14 protein-coding genes and 1 pseudogene are annotated in these 15,886 nt (G+C 71.9%); 8 read left to right on the top strand and 7 right to left on the bottom strand.

Annotation, left to right across the window (positions count from 1 at the left end):
* Positions 1–38 precede the first annotated feature (38 nt).
* The gene (locus C1I98_RS00380; protein WP_111165068.1) at positions 39–1,448 is read right to left on the bottom strand and encodes an amidase; all 1,410 of its coding nucleotides are present in this window, start codon (positions 1,446–1,448) and stop codon (positions 39–41) included.
* 73 nt (positions 1,449–1,521) lie between these two features.
* Between C1I98_RS00380 and C1I98_RS00375 the strand changes: the two genes are divergently transcribed.
* From C1I98_RS00375 to C1I98_RS00350, 6 genes are all read left to right on the top strand, one after another.
* Positions 1,522–2,406, top strand: coding sequence for a carbon-nitrogen hydrolase family protein (locus tag C1I98_RS00375; protein ID WP_111165027.1), 885 nt, complete (start codon positions 1,522–1,524; stop codon positions 2,404–2,406).
* 1 nt (position 2,407) lies between these two features.
* Positions 2,408–3,394, top strand: a complete 987-nt coding sequence (locus C1I98_RS00370) for an aldo/keto reductase (RefSeq protein WP_111165026.1) — start codon at positions 2,408–2,410, stop codon at positions 3,392–3,394.
* Positions 3,395–3,532: 138 nt separating this feature from the next.
* Positions 3,533–4,531: an SMP-30/gluconolactonase/LRE family protein gene (locus C1I98_RS00365; protein WP_111165025.1), complete on the top strand. Its 999-nt coding sequence runs from the start codon at positions 3,533–3,535 to the stop codon at positions 4,529–4,531.
* Between the two features lie 320 nt (positions 4,532–4,851).
* On the top strand, positions 4,852–5,382 hold the full coding sequence (locus tag C1I98_RS00360; protein ID WP_111165024.1) for a DinB family protein: 531 nt from the start codon (positions 4,852–4,854) through the stop codon (positions 5,380–5,382).
* 362 nt (positions 5,383–5,744) lie between these two features.
* Positions 5,745–6,629 carry an ABC transporter ATP-binding protein gene (locus C1I98_RS00355; protein WP_111165023.1) on the top strand — a complete coding sequence of 295 codons (885 nt, stop codon included), beginning with the start codon at positions 5,745–5,747 and terminating at the stop codon, positions 6,627–6,629.
* Positions 6,626–8,218 (top strand): ABC transporter permease, encoded by a 1,593-nt coding sequence (locus C1I98_RS00350; RefSeq protein WP_111165022.1) that lies wholly within the window; start codon positions 6,626–6,628, stop codon positions 8,216–8,218. The genes C1I98_RS00355 and C1I98_RS00350 overlap by 4 nt, the downstream gene beginning before the upstream one ends.
* A gap of 10 nt (positions 8,219–8,228) precedes the next feature.
* On the opposite strand, the gene C1I98_RS42525 is transcribed toward C1I98_RS00350, so the two are convergent.
* The 4 genes from C1I98_RS42525 to C1I98_RS41055 form a co-directional block, all read right to left on the bottom strand.
* Positions 8,229–8,894: an SDR family oxidoreductase gene (locus C1I98_RS42525; protein WP_199536626.1), complete on the bottom strand. Its 666-nt coding sequence runs from the start codon at positions 8,892–8,894 to the stop codon at positions 8,229–8,231.
* Positions 8,843–9,301 carry a dihydrofolate reductase gene (locus C1I98_RS00340; RefSeq protein WP_111165021.1) on the bottom strand — a complete coding sequence of 153 codons (459 nt, stop codon included), beginning with the start codon at positions 9,299–9,301 and terminating at the stop codon, positions 8,843–8,845. The genes C1I98_RS42525 and C1I98_RS00340 overlap by 52 nt, the downstream gene beginning before the upstream one ends.
* Entirely contained in the window at positions 9,298–10,095 is a 798-nt protein-coding gene (locus C1I98_RS00335; RefSeq protein ID WP_111165020.1) for a thymidylate synthase, read from the bottom strand. The genes C1I98_RS00340 and C1I98_RS00335 overlap by 4 nt, the downstream gene beginning before the upstream one ends.
* Positions 10,096–10,236: 141 nt before the next feature.
* On the bottom strand, positions 10,237–10,665 hold the full coding sequence (locus tag C1I98_RS41055; protein ID WP_158557804.1) for a substrate-binding domain-containing protein: 429 nt from the start codon (positions 10,663–10,665) through the stop codon (positions 10,237–10,239).
* On the opposite strand from C1I98_RS41055, the gene C1I98_RS00320 reads away from it, so the two are divergent.
* Both C1I98_RS00320 and C1I98_RS00315 read left to right on the top strand, forming a co-directional pair.
* On the top strand, positions 10,658–11,278 hold the full coding sequence (locus C1I98_RS00320) for a TetR/AcrR family transcriptional regulator (protein WP_158557802.1): 621 nt from the start codon (positions 10,658–10,660) through the stop codon (positions 11,276–11,278). The genes C1I98_RS41055 and C1I98_RS00320 overlap by 8 nt on opposite strands.
* A gap of 181 nt (positions 11,279–11,459) precedes the next feature.
* The gene (locus C1I98_RS00315) at positions 11,460–13,868 is read left to right on the top strand and encodes a HelD family protein (protein ID WP_199536625.1); all 2,409 of its coding nucleotides are present in this window, start codon (positions 11,460–11,462) and stop codon (positions 13,866–13,868) included.
* A 59-nt stretch (positions 13,869–13,927) separates the two neighbouring features.
* On the opposite strand, the gene C1I98_RS00310 is transcribed toward C1I98_RS00315, so the two are convergent.
* Both C1I98_RS00310 and C1I98_RS00305 read right to left on the bottom strand, forming a co-directional pair.
* A complete protein-coding gene (locus tag C1I98_RS00310) occupies positions 13,928–15,499 on the bottom strand; it encodes an alpha/beta hydrolase (RefSeq protein WP_111165016.1) in 1,572 nt (523 codons plus the stop codon).
* Between the two features lie 200 nt (positions 15,500–15,699).
* A pseudogene (locus C1I98_RS00305) lies at positions 15,700–15,886 on the bottom strand (GntR family transcriptional regulator); the annotation flags it as partial.

Genomic DNA, 15,886 nt, shown 5'->3' with positions numbered 1-15,886 from the left:
AGTCTGGCCATTTCGCATAACGATACTGGCGAGTCCGCTCAGGCACAATCGCCGATCGCGCCCGCGGTAGAGCCGAGCGCCTCCTCGACCGCGGCGCCGACGGCCAGTACCAGGTCCTCCGCGTGCCGGGCCCCGACGATCTGCAACCCCACCGGCAGGCCACGAGAGGTCAGCCCGGCGGGGACGCTGAGCGCCGGTTGCTGTGACAGGCTGAACGGCAAGGTGAAGGGCGTCCACTCCGGCCAGCCACGCGCGGAGCCGCCCGGCGGCACGTCATGGCCCGCCACGAACGGCTCGATCGGCACCGTCGGGGTGAGCAGCACGTCGTACTCGCGGTGGAACGCGCCCATCGCGGTACCGATGTCGAGTGCGGCCCGGCGCGCGGCGAGATAGTCGGCGACCGAGTAGCGGGAGCCCTGTTCGATCAGCTCCGCCAGACCTCGATCGATGCCGTGCGGCGAACCGCCCAGTTGCGAATGCAGCAGCGGCGTCATGCCGGTGGACCACAGCACGGTGAAGACTTCCAGCGGGTCGGAGAACGGCGGATCGACCGCCCGGATCTCGACGCCCGCCTCGCCCAGCGCGGTCACCGCGGCCTCGACCACCTTCGCGACCTCGGGTTCGACCTGGGCGTACCCCAGCGTGGCGGAGTAGGCGGCGCGCAGCCCGCGCACCGGGCGCCGCATCCCGGCACGGTAGGAGCCGGTGGGCGGCGGCATCGCGTTCGGGTCGCGGTCGTCGGGGGCGGCCAGAACGTCGAGCAGGGCGGCGACGTCGCCGACGGTCCGCGCCATCGGCCCGGCGCACCCGAGCCGGTCGAGGTCGCTGACCGGGTAGAGGGGGATGCGTCCGTAGGTCGGCTTGAGGCCGACGACCCCGCAGAACGCGGCCGGGATGCGGGTCGAGCCCGCGGCGTCGGTCGCCACCGAGAGCGTTCCCATCCCGGCGGCGAGGGCGGCGCCGCTGCCGCCGCTGGATCCCCCCGCGGTCAGGCCGGGATCGATCGGATTCCTGGTCACCCCGTCGATGGGGTTGTCGGTGACCGCCTTCCACCCGAACTCCGGAGTGGTGGTCTTCCCCAGCAGCACGGCGCCCGCCTCGCGCAACCGCGCCGCGACCGGGCTGTCCACCGTCCACGGCTGGTCGGGGTCGACGCGCCGGGAGCCGCGCCGGGTCGGCCAGCCGGCGGTGAGGAACAGGTCCTTGATCGATGACGGCACTCCGTCCAATGGGCCGAGTGCCGCGCCGTGCCGCCATCGCCGGTGGGACGCTTCGGCCTGGGCGAGTGCGCCGTCCTCGTCCACCAGGCAGTAGGCGCGCAGCGCCGGGTTGTCCCGCCTGATGCGTTCGAGCGCGGCCCGCGTCACGTCGATGGGGCTCACCCGGCCGCCGCGATAGGCCGCGGCCAAGGTACCGGCCGAGGCACGCACCACCTCTTCGGGCTGCATCGGCACCTCCTCCCAGTAGACCACTAGATGAAATGAAGGTATCGCGATATGGTTTTTTGAAGAAGGGGGTGCAGTGAAGGAGAACGTTCAGGTCTCGCTCGTGCAGTTCAGCAGCGAAATGCTCGCCCCGGAGCGCAACGCCGAGCGGATGGCGGAGCTGGTGCTCGCCGAAGCGAGCGGGCACCGCGCCGAACTGGTGGTCTTCCCCGAACTGAGCAACACCGGATACGTGCGGTCGGCACGCGACGACGACTATGCCCGCCGCCTCTACGCCGCCTCCGAGACGGTGCCCGGCCCGACCACGGAACGGCTGGCCGCCGCGGCCCGGCGGTCCGGAGCGCACGTGGTGGCCGGGATCTCGCAGCGGCACCCGCGGATCCCCGATCTGTTGTACAACGCGGCCGTGCTCATCGATCCGGACGGCGAGATCGTCGGGGTGCAGCACAAGGTGCACGCCTGCCGCGACGAGAAGGAGTACTACGTGCCCGGCGACCGCGTCGCCACCTACCCCACCTCGCTCGGCCGGATCGGGCTGCAACTCTGCTACGACGTGCGGTTTCCCGAACTGACCCGCGTACAGGCGCTCGACGGCGCCGAGATCATCCTGTCGCTGTGGGCGGCCGCCGTACAGCCGGGCCGGGTACCCGAGGGCAGCATCATCGCCCGGTGCGAGACCCGGGCGATGGAGAACGCGCTGTTCTTCGCCGGCTGCAACCGGACCGGCACCGACAACGGCCAGGTGTTCTTCGGGCACAGCGCCATCGCCGGCCCGGACGGCGGCACCCTCGCCGCTTCGGGCAGCGATCGCGAGGAGAGCATCCGCGCCACCCTGGTGGCCGAGCGGCTCTCGGCACAGCGCCGGTACCTGACCCTGTTCCGCGACCGCCGGCCGGAGCTGTACGCACCGATCACCGCGCCGCTGTCGGACCCGGCCACGCCCCTGACCGGGACGACCTGACATGACCATGCCGCTGCGACGCGCCGGCCCGCTCGAAGTCAGCGCCCTCGGACTGGGCTGCATGGCGATGAGCGACTACTACGGCGCCCACGACGAATCCGAATCCCTGGCCACCGTCCACCGCGCGCTGGACCTCGGTGTGACCCTGCTCGACACCGCCGACGCGTACGGGTCGGGCGCGAACGAGGAACTGGTCGGCCGGGCGATCAAAGGCCGCCGCGACCAGGTCGTGCTCGCCACCAAGTTCGGCGTGGTACGGCAGGGCGGCCGGACGACCGGCGTCTGCGGCCGGCCCGACTACGTCCGCTCGGCCTGCGAGGCATCGCTCAGACGCCTCGGCGTCGAGCACATCGACCTGTACCAGCAGCATCGGGTGGATCCGGCCGTACCGATCGAGGACACCGTCGGCGCCCTCGCCGACCTCGTGGCCGAGGGCAAGGTGCGCCACATCGGCCTGTCGGAGGCCTCCGCGGAGACGATCCGCCGCGCCCACTCGGTCCACCCGATCACCACGCTGCAGAACGAATGGTCCCTGTGGTCGCGCGACATCGAAGACGACCAACTCGGGGTGTGCCGCGAGCTGGGCATCGGCATAACGCCCTACTCGCCCCTGGGCCGCGGTTTCCTCACCGGCAAATACCGGTCGGCCGGCGATTTCGACGGCGACGACTTCCGCCGGGTGGCCCAGCCCCGCTTCGCCGAAGAAAACCTGCGGCGCAATCTCGCGATCGTCGATGCCCTCACCGAGCAGGCGACACGCCTCGGCATCACCCCGGCCCAGCTCGCCCTGGCCTGGCTACTCGCCCAGGGCGAGGACGTGGTACCGATCCAGGGCGCGACCACCCGCCCCCACCTCGAAGAGAACCTCACGGCGGCCACGATCACCCTCACCCCCGCGGACATCACAGCGGCCGCCGGCACCGCCCCGGCCGACGCCATCCACGGCGCACGCTACGCACCGGACCGCATGGAGCTACTGGACGACTGAACCCCTTTTCAACGGACGCTCGGACGAGGTCAAGGGCCGCTCCGTCGGCCTCGGACCGAATCCGAGGCCCTGACAAGAGATCTCACACACCGCCCTGCTGGATGAGACCAGCGCCCAGAAGTCAGAGAGAAGGTGTGCATGTACCGAGCACCCTGGCGACGTTCCGCGGTTGTCGCGGCCATCGCCGCATCGCTGTTCATCAGTTCCGCCGCCCAGGCGGCGGAAGTCCCCACGCATGGCCGTGTCTCCACGGCGTTCGAGATTCCCGGTGACCGGGTCTACCCCGAAGGCATCGCCGCCGACCCGCACACCGGTGATGTCTACGTCGGAGCCTTCGAGGGCGGTGCGATCTTCAAAGTCACTCGCGGGCAGCGCGTCGCGAAGGAGTTCCTGCCCGCGGGCGCGGACGGGCGTACGCATGCGCTCGGGCTGGAGGTCGACCGGGCCAGGCGGCTGTGGGTGGTGGACCGCGGCACCGGGATCGCGGTGTACGACATTCCACGCCACCGGCTGATCGCCCGTTTCGTGGTCTCCGGCGATGCTGATCGTCTGGTCAATGACGTGGCCATCGCCCCGGACGGCACCGCGTACATCACCGAGAGCCGCCGGGCCGTGGTCTACCGCGTCACACCCCAGCAGTTGGAGAAGGCCCGCGACCACGACGGTCCGGCGCCGCTCACGCCCGCGTTCGACCTGGGCGGGTTCGTGGACCCGCATCAGCCCAACGCCATCACCCTCAACGGGATCGTCGCCGCGCCGACGGGACGCTACCTGCTGACCGTGGACATGTCCGGCGGCGACCTCTACCGCGTCGAGCTGCCCTCCGGCAGGGTCAGCAGGGTCGCGCTGAGCGGCGGAGACCTCACCCAGTCCGACGGCATGGAACTACGTCACGGCACGTTGTGGGTGGCCCACCCCATCCTCGACGCCAACGCGATCAGCCGGTGGAGCGTCGGCAAGGACGGCCGGACGGCCCGGATGACCCAGCGGATCACCGATCAGGCTCTGCAACTCCCGACCACCCTGGTCCGCAAGGACGGCGGTCTTTACGTGGTGCGTTCCCAGTTCGACAAAGGCGGCCCGGTGGGCGACGGCATCCCGCAACTCCCGTTCAGCATCGCTTTCGTACGCATCTGAGGGCACCCGGGCGTTCCCTTGTGGGATGACAACGCCACCACGGCACGGTAGAACAGCACTCAGGCCCCTGGTCGTATCGGTTGATCTTGGTCGACAACCCTTCTACCAGGGGCTATCTGCGTCCCGGATCAGAACCGTGATCTGTAGCGAGCCTGCGCCCTGCGGCTCACCGTGCTGGAACGGTGCCTGGACTGAGAGCCGGAGCTCGGCCAGCCCGCGGGCGTGGTGGCGGAGCTCACCGAGTCGGTGGCGCGGCACCCCTTGCGGCAACGGTTTCCCGGGCAGCCGACCCGCGCCCGGGTTTGCCTAGGGTTTCTCCCATGACCGAGCTCGATCGCATTCGCTGGCAGTTCGACGTGTCCTGGTCGTTGCTGACCCTGCACCTGGACAAGGTCACCGATGAGGAAGCCCTGTGGGAACCGGCCGCCAACTGCTGGACCGTACGCCCCCGGCCTGACGGGATCTGGGCCGCCGACTTCGCCCTGGAAGAATCCGATCCGATCCCCGTGCCGACGATCGGCTGGGTGATGTGGCACATCGGATTCTGGTGGACCGAGACCCACTCCGCCTGCTTCGGCGACGGCGGGTCCGACTGGTCGGCGGCGGCTGCGGCGACGCCTTGGCCCGGTACCGCCGGGGCGGCGGTGACCTGGCTGACCGGCTGCCATGACCGCTGGAGTGCCGCGTTGCGGTCGCTGACCGGCGATGACCTCGATTCGACCGAGCGCAGCGCCTGGTTCGGCGACGGCGGCCTGTCGCTCGGGCACGTACTCGCGTGGGTGAACGTCGAACTCACCAAGAACGCGGCCGAGATCGGCAGCCTCCGCCTTCTGCACGCCAACCGGGCTTAGCCACACGGGCGGGCATGTCAGTTGTGCCCTATCTGTGGCTCCGCTACCTCGCATGACCCGCCGAAGGAGCGCAGCATCAGCTTGATCGGCAGGTAGGAGGCCCGGTTGAGCGCCTTGGGCAGCGGCACCGGCAGCATCGTGGGTGAGGGGCAGCGCCTTCATCGCCACCGCCGCTCGTCGCCGCCCAAGGAGCGCGGGCGCATCAGCACAGCTCGCCTCAGGCCGGCCATCTGGTCAACGGCTCGGCAAGAAGGCGCAGGGAAACGTATGGCATGGCGGCTCCGCCGCTGTTACCGTCGATCCAGGAGCGCCGGGAAGTCTGGTCGGCAACGTCATACCGATCTTGACTTCAGGGGGCGCCCATGCCTGCCGTGCTCATCAGTGGCCTGGTCAAGCGCTACGGCAAGGTCCGCGCGCTGGACGGGCTCGACCTCACCGTGCGCACCGGCGAGGTACACGGATTCCTCGGCCCGAACGGCTCGGGCAAGACCACCACCTTACGCGTTCTGCTCGGCCTGCTGCGCGCCGACGCGGGACGAGCCGTGCTGCTCGACGGTGACCCCTACCGGAACGCGGTGGAATTGCACCGGCGGCTGGCGTACGTGCCCGGCGATGTCGTGCTGTGGCCCACCCTGTCCGGCGGCGAGGCCATCGACCTGCTCGGACGGCTGCGCGGCGGCCTCGACCAGCGTCGCAAGGCCGCCCTGCTGGAACGCTTCGCCCTGGACCCCACCCGCAAGGGCCGCACCTACTCCACGGGCAACCGCCAGAAGGTGGCCCTGATCGCCGCCCTGGCCTCCGACGTCGAACTGCTCATGCTCGACGAGCCCACCTCCGGGCTCGATCCGCTCATGGAAGCGGTCTTCCGCGAGACCGTCCGCGAAGAGCGCGCGGCCGGCCGTACGGTCCTGCTGTCCAGCCACATCCTGTCGGAGGTGGAGGCCCTCTGCGACCGGGTCACCATCATCCGCGACGGCCGTGCGGTCGAGGCCGGCACGCTCGCCGAGCTGCGCCACCTCACCCGCACCTCGATCAGCGCCGAACTCGACCGGGTCCCCGGCGATCTGGCACGGCTGGAGGGCGTGCACGACCTCACGGCCGACGGCTCGCGGGTCCGGTTCCACATCGACACCGAGCACCTGGACAAGGCGCTGAAGCTGCTGACGGAGTCCGGTGTGCGCGGGCTGACGTGCCGGCCGCCCACGCTGGAGGAGCTGTTCCTGCGGCACTACGAGGCCGGGCGATGACCGGCACGATGACGCTGACGCGGCTGGCGCTGCGCCGGGACCGCGTACCCGTGCTCGCCTGGATCGCCGTCATCAGCGTGCTGGTCGTGGCCGGCGCCTCGGCGATCGCCGAGCTGTACCCGCAGGCGGCCCAGCGCCTCGCACTCGGGGTCACCGTCGGTTCCACGCCCGCGTTACAGGCGCTGACCGGGCCCGTCTTCGATCCCACCTCGGTGGGCGGGTTGACCGCCTGGCGGGTGACCACGATGGCCTCGGTGCTGGCCGCGCTGATGAGCATCCTCATCGTGACCCGGCACACCCGGGCCGAGGAGGAGGCGGGCAGGGCCGAACTGGTCGGAGCCTGCCCGGTCGGCCGGCACGCGATGCCCGCCGCGGCGGTGCTCATGGCCGCGGGCGCCAACCTGCTGACCGGCGTGCTCATCGCGCTCGGACTCGCCGGGCAGGGGCTGCCCGGCGCGGGCGCGCTCGCCTTCGGCGCGGCGGTGAGCGGGGCCGGGTGGACCTTCACCGGGGTCGCCATCGTCGCGGGCCAACTGACGGCGCACGCCCGTACGGCCAACGCCATCGCGGTCGCGACCCTGGGCGCGGCCTTCCTGCTGCGCGCCCTCGGCGACGCGGCGCGGATCGAAACGCTGTCCTGGCTGTCCCCGCTCGGCTGGGCCCAGCGGGTACGCGCCTTCGCCGGCGAGCGCTGGTGGGTGGTGGCCCTGTTCGCGGCGAGCGGCCTGGTCCTGGTCGCGGTGGCGGCCCTGCTGGCCAGGCGGCGCGACCTCGGGGCGGGGTTCGTCGCTCCCCGTCCGGGCCCGCGCGAGGCCGCCGCCTGGCTGAGGAGCCCGGTCGCGCTGGCCTGGCGGCTGCAACGCGGGACCCTGCTGGGCTGGACGGTGGCATTCGCCGTCGTGGGCACGCTGTTCGGCGTGCTGGCCCACAGTGTCGGCGACGTCGTACGCGACAACCCGCAACTGGCCGACCTGCTGTCCCGGATGGGCGGCGGGGCGGATGCGATGACCGATACGTTCCTGGCCGCCGAGCTGGGCGTACTCGGCCTGGTCGCAGGCGGCTACGCCGTCCAGGCCACGCTGCGGCTGCACGGCGAGGAGTCCGCGATCCGCGCCGACCCGGTGCTGGCCACCGCCGTCCCCCGCCGGCGCTGGGCCGCCGGTCACCTGGGCATCGCGCTGGCCGGCAGCGCCGCCGTGCTGGCCGTCGCCGGCCTGGCCGCCGGGCTCGGCCACGGCATCGTGATCGGCGACCCGGCGGGGCAGGTTCTGCGACTGCTGGGCGCCGCACTCGTCCAGGTGCCCGCCACCTGGGCCTTGGCCGGGATCGCCATGCTGCTGTTCGGGCTGCTCCCCCGGCTGACCGGGCTCGCCTGGGCGGCGCTGATCACCTTCGCCCTGCTCGGCCAGCTCGGCGAACTACTGCGGTTGGAGGACTGGATTCAGGGCCTGTCGCCCTTCGCCCATGTGCCACCGGCCCTGACAGGACCGGTGGATCCGGCCCCGCTGCTGGGGCTCGGTGCGGTCACCACGGCGCTCGCCTTGGCCGGGCTCCTCGCCTTCCAGCGGCGCGACCTGCGCGGAAACTGACAGGGCGCGCTCAGGCGGGGAACGTGCGCAGCCAGAAGCCCGCGATACGGTCGCGACCGGCGATCCGGGCGGGCCTGCCGATGATGCGCGGATGCAGGCCGATGGACATCATGCGCGGCCGGTGCGCGCTTTCGGCCAGCAGCACCTCAAAGCAGTCCAGGGTGTGGCGGGCGATGTGATCAGGCCGGTCTCGCCCCGCAGACGGGCGCGACCTCGGCCGGGTGCAGGCGGGTCGGCCGGAATGAGCCGGCCGGCCCGTCCTCGAACGAGCGGCTTTCAGCGCGATCCGGACAGCCGGGTACCGGTCCAGGCCGCAGATGTCCACCTGTGGCGACCTCTGCTGGATGATCATTTCTCCATCGACGGGCACGACCACGCCGGTGATGTAGGCGGCCTCGTCGGAGGCGAGGAAGGCGTAGGTGGAGGCGAGGTCGTCCGGTATCCCCACGCGGCCCAGCGGCACCGTCTTGCCGCGCTCGGCGAGCTCCTCCGCGCTGACCGCGCCGGGGGCGCCACGTTGATCGACCCCGGCGACACCGCGTTCACCTGGATCCCGTAGGGCGCGAGGTCCACCGCCAGGCCCGGCTCGGCGGGGCCGGCCGCGACCGCTGCGGCGGGCCGGCCTCAGTCCCAGGTCAGGAACCGGTAGTGCAGCCCGGTCGAAGATTCCTGCCACGCCCCGACGGAGTCCGGTGAGCGTCTCACCTCGGGTGCGTGCGTGTCACCTTCGAAGGACTCCCGGATCTCGGTGACGACGATTCGGTCCGCGATGGGCAGTGTCGCCCGATACACGGCCGCGCCACCGATCACCCACACGTCCTCGGACGCCGCGGCGAGCGCCTGCTTCAGGTCGGAAAACGTCTCCACGCCCTCCTGCGGCGTGCGCGACAGCACAAGATTTCGCCTGCCCGGCAGCGGCCGGAACCGCGGCGGCAGCGACTCCCACGTGCGGCGGCCCATGAGCACGGTCGTGCCCGTGGTCAGCGAGCGGAAGTGCTTCATGTCCTCCGGCAGGTGCCACGGCAGCATGCCGTCGCGGCCGATGACGCCGTTCGCCGACTGCGCCCAGACCAGCCCGATCACACCGCCACCTGTGCCCTGATGGCAGGGTGCGGGTGATAGCCGTCGAGGGCGATGTGCTCGTAGGTGTAGTCGAACAGGCTGTCCGCCGGCTTCAGGCCCAGCCTGGGGAACGGCCGCGCCTCGCGCGCGAGCTGCGTGCGGACCTGCTCCTCGTGGTTGTCGTAGATGTGACAGTCGCCCCCGGTCCAGACGAAGTCACCGACGTCAAGACCTACCTGCTCGGCGATCATGTGCGTCAGCAGGGCGTAGCTCGCGATATTGAACGGCACGCCGAGGAACAGGTCCGCGCTTCGCTGGTAGAGCTGGCAGGACAGCTTGCCCTCGGCGACGTAGAACTGGAAGAACGCGTGGCAGGGCGGCAGCGCCATCCGCGGGATGTCGGCGACGTTCCACGCGGACACGATGATCCGCCGAGAGTCGGGATTCTCGCGCAGCGTGCGCAGCACCTCGCTGATCTGGTCGACATGCCCGCCGTCCGGGGTCGGCCACGACCGCCACTGCACGCCATAGATCGGACCGAGATCACCGTCCGGCGCCGCCCACTCGTCCCAGATCGTGACGCCATTGTCCCGGAGCCACGTGACGTTCGCGTCGCCGCGTAGGAACCACAACAGCTCATAGGCGATCGAGCGGAAGTGGACCCTCTTCGTCGTGATCAGCGGAAAGCCGTCGGACAGCCGGTAGCGCAACTGGTGGCCGAAGATCGACCGCGTCCCCGTACCGGTGCGGTCCTCCTTACGGGCGCCCGTGTCGAGCACGTGGCGGAGCAGATCTTCGTACTGCGTGTCCGGCATGCCCGCAAGCCTAACCAAGGGGCCCGGAGCCCCCGGCCACCGCGGTCAGGAGTTCGCCGGCCGTCAGCACCTGAACGCTGATCGTCGCCGTCATGACCACGCCTGCCTGCGGTTCGCCGCCGAGGGGATGGCGGGGGCCGTTCACAGTTTCTTGAGTGCGGCCTCGATCTCGTCCACCGCGCCGAGCGCGAAGGTGTAGGAGGCGATGATGTAGTGCTTCACCGGGAAGGCGCGACCCGCCTTCACCGCGGGTACGTCCTTCCACAGTTCGTTCTTCAGCAGTTCTTGGGTGGGCGGCGTGGCCGTGCCCTCGAACTGGCCGACGTAGCGCACCACCGTGCAGTCGTTGAGGACGTCGGGTTCGGGGAGGGCGACCTCAGCATGCGCGGCACCCGGGACGTGGACCTGGTGCGCACCTGGCTGATGGGTTTCCCGTCCCTGGTCACCGGGGTCGCCGGATTCGTGCTGATGGTCGCCGCCATCGTGCGGCTGGATCCGCTGCTCGCGCTGGTCTGCCTGCTGTGCCTGCCGTTCCTGGTGTTCGTCAACACCTACTATGGAGATGATCAATCGACCTCACCGGCGGTCCCGCTCCCTCGCCACCGAGGCCGCGCTCAAGTCCGCCGCCCGCCGCGTCTTCGCCGCCAAGGGCTACTTCAACACGAAGATCACCGACATCACGACCGAGGCGGGCCGCTCAGCGGGCTCGTTCTACACGTACTTCCCGAACAAGGAAGCCCTGCTGGAGGCGCTGGCCGCAGACTTCCTGGAAGACCTGGAGGCCCGGCAGCAATGCAACGCCGGGCGCGCCGCCGAGCTGTCCTATGACCATCTGCGCGCGCACGTGGCCCAGTACTGGCACTCCTATCGCGAGCACCTGCCCGAGATGGTGGCGATCTTCCAGGCGTCGATGGCCGACCAGGCGTTCTTCGCGCGCTGGCGGAAGTTGCGCGACGTCGAGTTCGACGAGCTGCGCGAGTTCACCACCATCCTCGAACGCCACTCCGCCGGCGATGTCGACCCGGGCGTCATGGCCTCGGCGGCGCTGTCCGCGGTGGAGTTCTTCTGCTACATCTGGCAGGCGGCCGGCGGCGACCCGCCCGGCACCCGCCTGACCGACGACCAGGCCATCGACACCCTCACCACCCTGCTCCTCCACGGAATGTCCGGCACACCCCGGTAGCCCCACCGTGAGCGCTCGTCCCGGGACAGGCGGGCTTCGTGGCGGGTTTTCCGCACCCGTTCGACCTGCGCGGATACCGGGCGGCTGACGCGTGCCGCAAGAACAAGACTGTTGTTCCCATGATGTTCGCCGCACTCTTGACTGGCCTCGCAGTCGGTGGAAGAGAGGGTGGCGGGTGACAGTGCGGGAACCACGGGCCGGGAGCCCAGCCGAGCAGGAGCAGGCGTACGTGGCGGTGCTCTACCAGCGGCTCGACGTGCTCCGCGCGGAGGCGGCGGACAGGCGGGCCGAGGCGGCACGGGATCGCGGCGGTACCGCGCAGGCCCGGGCAGAAAGGGATGCGGCGTTCGCCCGGTACTCGGCGCGGCTCGCGCGGCTGGAGGCGGCCGAGAACGGGCTCTGCTTCGGCCGCATGGACCTCGCCGGCGGCTCCCGGCTGTACGTCGGCAGGATCGGCCTGCCGGCCCCGGACGGCGAGGGCGACCCGCTGCTGGTGGACTGGCGGGCACCCGCGGCCCGGCCGTTCTATGTGGCCACGGCCGCCGCCCCGCAGGGTGTGCGCAGGCGGCGGCACATCGTGACCCGTGGACGGCGTGTGGTCCGCGTGGACGACGAGATCCTCGACTCGGCGGCCGCCCCGTCCGGGGACGGCCTGGCCGGGGAGGCCGTCCTGCTGGCCGCGCTGACCGCCGGGCGGACCGGACGGATGCGTGACATCGTGGCGACTCTGCGAGCCGAGCAGGACGCGATCATCAGGTCGGACCACCAGGGGGTGCTGGTCGTCCAGGGCGGGCCCGGTACCGGAAAGACCGTCGTCGCGCTGCACCGGGCCGCGTACCTGCTCTACACCCGCCCCCGGCTCGCGGCGCGGGGCGTGCTGGTCGTCGGCCCGAACAGCACGTTCCTCACCTACATCGGGCAGGTGCTGCCCGGCCTGGGCGAGACGGGCGTGGTGTCGGCGACCGTCGCGGACCTGTTCCCCGGTGTCGTCGCCGACCGGGTGGAGCCGGCCGCGGCGGCCGAGATCAAGGGCCGGGCGGTGATGGCCGAGGTGCTGGCCGCCGCCGTACGGGCGCGGCAGGCGCCGCCCGGGCAGGGCGTCTCCATCGCGTTCGGCACCGAGGTGCTGCGCCTTGACGACGACGCCCGCGAGCGGGCCGCGGCCCTGGCACGCGCCTCCAGCCTGCCGCACAACCGGGCGCGGGCGCTCTTCGCCGACGCGATCATCGGCCACCTCGCGCACCGCCTCGCCGAGGAGACGAATCGGCTCGCCGACCGTCTCGAAGCCGAGGTGGCCGACATCCTGGCCGAGGCCGACATCGACCGCGCGGTACGCGAGGACCTGGCCGAACTGGGCGGCGCGGGGCAGCGGGAGCCGGAAGAGATCGTCGGTGCGGAGGACGTCCGCGAGCTGCGGCGGTCGCTGGCCGCAGACCCCGGTGTGCGGGCGGCGCTCGACGCGCTGTGGCCCGTGCTCACACCGCAGCGGCTGCTGGACGAGTTGTTCGCCGACCCGGACCGGCTCGCCGGCCTGGCTCCCGGGCTGAGCGCGGCCGAGCGCGCGGCCCTCGTCCGCCGACCCGGCGGCTGGACGGCGGCCGACGTGCCGCTGCTGGACGAGGCCGCGGAACTGCTCGGCGCGGACGACCGGGCGGCCGGGGTACGGGCGGCGCGCGAGCGTGCCCGGCGCGTCGCGTACGCCCAGGAGGTCCTGGACATCGACGCCGGGGCCAGGACCGGCGGCGACGAGACGGCCGAGGTACTGACGGCGGCCGACCTGCTGGACGCCGGGAGCCTCGCCGACCGCCATGAGGAGGCCGGCGGCGCGACGGTGGCCGAGCGGGCGGCCGCCGACCGGACCTGGGCCTTCGGGCACGTGATCGTGGACGAGGCGCAGGAGCTGTCGGAGATGGCCTGGCGGTTGCTGATGCGGCGCTGTCCCGGCAGGTCCATGACTCTCGTCGGCGACGTGGCCCAGACATCGGACCCGGCGGGCACCGCCTCCTGGGACCGCGTCCTGCGTCCACGCCTCGGCGACCGGTGGCGCCTGGCCAGGCTCTCCGTCAACTACCGAACCCCGGCCGAGATCATGGACGCCACGGCCGGTCTGCTGGCCGAGCTGCGGCCCGAGCAGGCGCCGCCGAGGCCGGTGCGGGAGGCGGGGGTGCGGCCGTGGCGGCTGTCCGTCCCCGCCCGCGAGCTGCCCGCGCTGCTGGCTCGGTACGCAGCCGCCGAGGCGGCCCTCCTGGAGGGCGGCCGCCTCGCGGTGATCACGTCCGACGGCAGGGCCGCCGAGCTGGCCGCCGCGGTCCCCGGCGCCGCCGCCGGTCCGCACCCCGACCTGACGGCCCCGGTCGTGGTCCTCGGGGTCACCCAGGCCAAGGGCCTCGAATTCGACTCGGTGCTGGTGGCCGACCCCGCAGGGATCCTGGCCGCCTCGCCCCGGGGCCGGGGCGACCTGTACGTGGCGATGACCCGGGCCACGCAGCGGCTCGGCATTCTGCACCCGGGTCCGGCGCCCGCCGTACTGGCCCACGCCGTACCGGAGCTCGGCCGGCCGGCCGCGTCGGCCGCCGATTCCCGCACATAGGGGGCTCCGGTCGCGGACCGGTCCGCGACCGGAGCCTTGACCACATCCGCCAGGCGGCCCTACAGAGGTCCGGCGGGAGGTATGTACGGCGAGGCGGTGGAGCGGGCCGCGTCCGCCGGTGACGGGGGCGGGCAGAAGCGGTCCTGGCCGGGCAGTTCGCCGGTGGCGAGGAAGGAGTTCATCGCCTCGTCGGCGCAGCTCCCCAGTCCGACGACGCCGTGGCCGCCCTGGTCGACCGTGATCATGGCGGCCCGCCGTCCGAGCGTGGCGCGCAGGCCGCGCGAGCCCGCCAGGGGCGTCGAGGGATCGCGGGTGTTCTGCACGATCAGTACGTTGCGCGGCCCATGGCCGGTGACCTGCACCAGCGGCTCCACCGGCCGGGTGGGCCACGCCGCGCACGGCCAGAGGTTGGCGGGCATGCCGGCCGTCACCGGCCACGCCCGCCGGTCGGCCGCGACCTGCCGGGCGTGCAACGCCACGCTGCGCGGCCAGGCGACATCGTCGCAGATCACGGCGTAGCGGGCGGCGATCTCGTTGTCCTTCGGTACCGCCGCCGTCCCGGAGCTCCCGCCGAGGCCCAGCCGGTCGAGTCGCGCCAGGACGGCGGTGTCCACGGCGGCACCCGGGGTGGTCTCCGCGAACTCCTGCCATATCCGGGCGATGACGGGGAAGAAGCCGTCGTAGTAGAGCCCCGCCCGGGTGACCTCGCGCAGGTAGTTGCCGTCGAGCACAGGGCCGTCCGGGACCGGCACGGGCTGCCGGTCGAGGGCCGCGATCAGCCGGTCGAACGTGCTTCTGACCTCGTCCGGGGTCGCACCGAGGCGGTAGACGGCGTCCCGCTCGGCTGCGAAGGCGAGGAGGTCGGGCAGACGTTCCGCGACCGCCTTGTTCCAGTTGCGCAGCATGTCCCGCCACACCAGATTCGGATCGACCGCGCTGTCCAGCACGATCCGGTCGGCGCGCTTCGGGAACATCGAGATGTAGACGGCTCCCAGGTAAGTGCCGTAGGAGACACCGAAGTAGGACAGTTTCGGCTCTCCGAGTACGGCCCGGATGTGGTCCATGTCCCTGGCCGTGTTGGCCGTGGTGATGAACGGGAGCAGATCGCCGGAATGCTCGGCGCACGCGGCGGCGGTGTCCCGTGCGAACGCGATGTTGCGCTCGATGTCACCGTCCGGCGCCGGGTAGGGGAGCTGCAGCGTGAGCTGCTTCATGGGATCGAGGCCGCAGGTGACCGGGGTGCTGTGGCCGACCCCGCGCGGATCGAAGCCGATCAGGTCGTACCGGTCCAGGACCTCGGGCGGGAGTGCCTTCACCAGCCGGCTGGGCAGGTCCAGGCCGCGACCGCCGGGGCCGCCCGGGTTGGACAGCAGGATTCCGCGGCGCGACCCGGGTCGCGCCGTGCCGATCCGGGAGATCACGATCTCGATGCTCCGGCCGCGCGGGGCGCGGTGGTCCAGCGGCACCCGCAGGGTCGCGCACTGCTGGCGCGGGTCGCGCGGGAGGTCGGATTCGCCCGGCGGACACTCGCCCCAGGCCGGAGCGGTGCCGACGGCTTCGGCCACCGCCGACGGCGGTGTGCCGGGCCGGACCTGGGCCGGGGTGGGCACGCCTGTCGCGACGGTGGCCATTGTCGCCGCCGCGATGGGCAATGCCAGAACTGATCGCAGATTTAATCGCACTGATGCCCCTTTGACTGGATCTGGAAGAACAGCAGGTGGCTCGACCCGACGCGGTCTCGCGATCACGAAGAAACAGCCACCGCTGTCCCTCGGAGCGGAAATTCCTCACAACCCCGGCTGGTCCCGGGTTCGCCGCGCCCGGGTCGTGGTCAGGAGGGGGCCGGGGCTGTCATGCCGCGCGTCAGAGCCGCTCGCACGATGCGGATCGCCTCGTCCGCGTCGATGCCCAGACTGGCGATCACCGCCGCGTAGTCGGCGGCGGCCCTGCGTGCCCGCTCCAGGCCCTCCTCGCCGGCGGCCGACACGAACGAGCCCGCCCGCCCCCGCGTCTCGATC

The organism is Spongiactinospora gelatinilytica (assembly GCF_003236385.1).
Lineage (GTDB): Bacteria > Actinomycetota > Actinomycetes > Streptosporangiales > Streptosporangiaceae > Spongiactinospora > Spongiactinospora gelatinilytica.
This window is presented reverse-complemented; position numbering and strand designations above follow the sequence as displayed.

Excerpts from the sequence above, each read along its gene's own strand:
- C1I98_RS00380 (WP_111165068.1), bottom strand. The coding sequence starts at position 1,448 with ATGCAGCCCGAAGAGGTGGTGCGTGCCTCGGCCGGTACCTTGGCCGCG.
- C1I98_RS00370 (WP_111165026.1), top strand. The coding sequence starts at position 2,408 with ATGACCATGCCGCTGCGACGCGCCGGCCCGCTCGAAGTCAGCGCCCTC.
- C1I98_RS00365 (WP_111165025.1), top strand. The coding sequence starts at position 3,533 with ATGTACCGAGCACCCTGGCGACGTTCCGCGGTTGTCGCGGCCATCGCC.
- C1I98_RS00360 (WP_111165024.1), top strand. The coding sequence starts at position 4,852 with ATGACCGAGCTCGATCGCATTCGCTGGCAGTTCGACGTGTCCTGGTCG.
- C1I98_RS00355 (WP_111165023.1), top strand. The coding sequence starts at position 5,745 with ATGCCTGCCGTGCTCATCAGTGGCCTGGTCAAGCGCTACGGCAAGGTC.
- C1I98_RS00350 (WP_111165022.1), top strand. The coding sequence starts at position 6,626 with ATGACCGGCACGATGACGCTGACGCGGCTGGCGCTGCGCCGGGACCGC.
- C1I98_RS00335 (WP_111165020.1), bottom strand. The coding sequence starts at position 10,095 with ATGCCGGACACGCAGTACGAAGATCTGCTCCGCCACGTGCTCGACACG.
- C1I98_RS00320 (WP_158557802.1), top strand. The coding sequence starts at position 10,658 with ATGATCAATCGACCTCACCGGCGGTCCCGCTCCCTCGCCACCGAGGCC.
- C1I98_RS00310 (WP_111165016.1), bottom strand. The coding sequence starts at position 15,499 with ATGGCCACCGTCGCGACAGGCGTGCCCACCCCGGCCCAGGTCCGGCCC.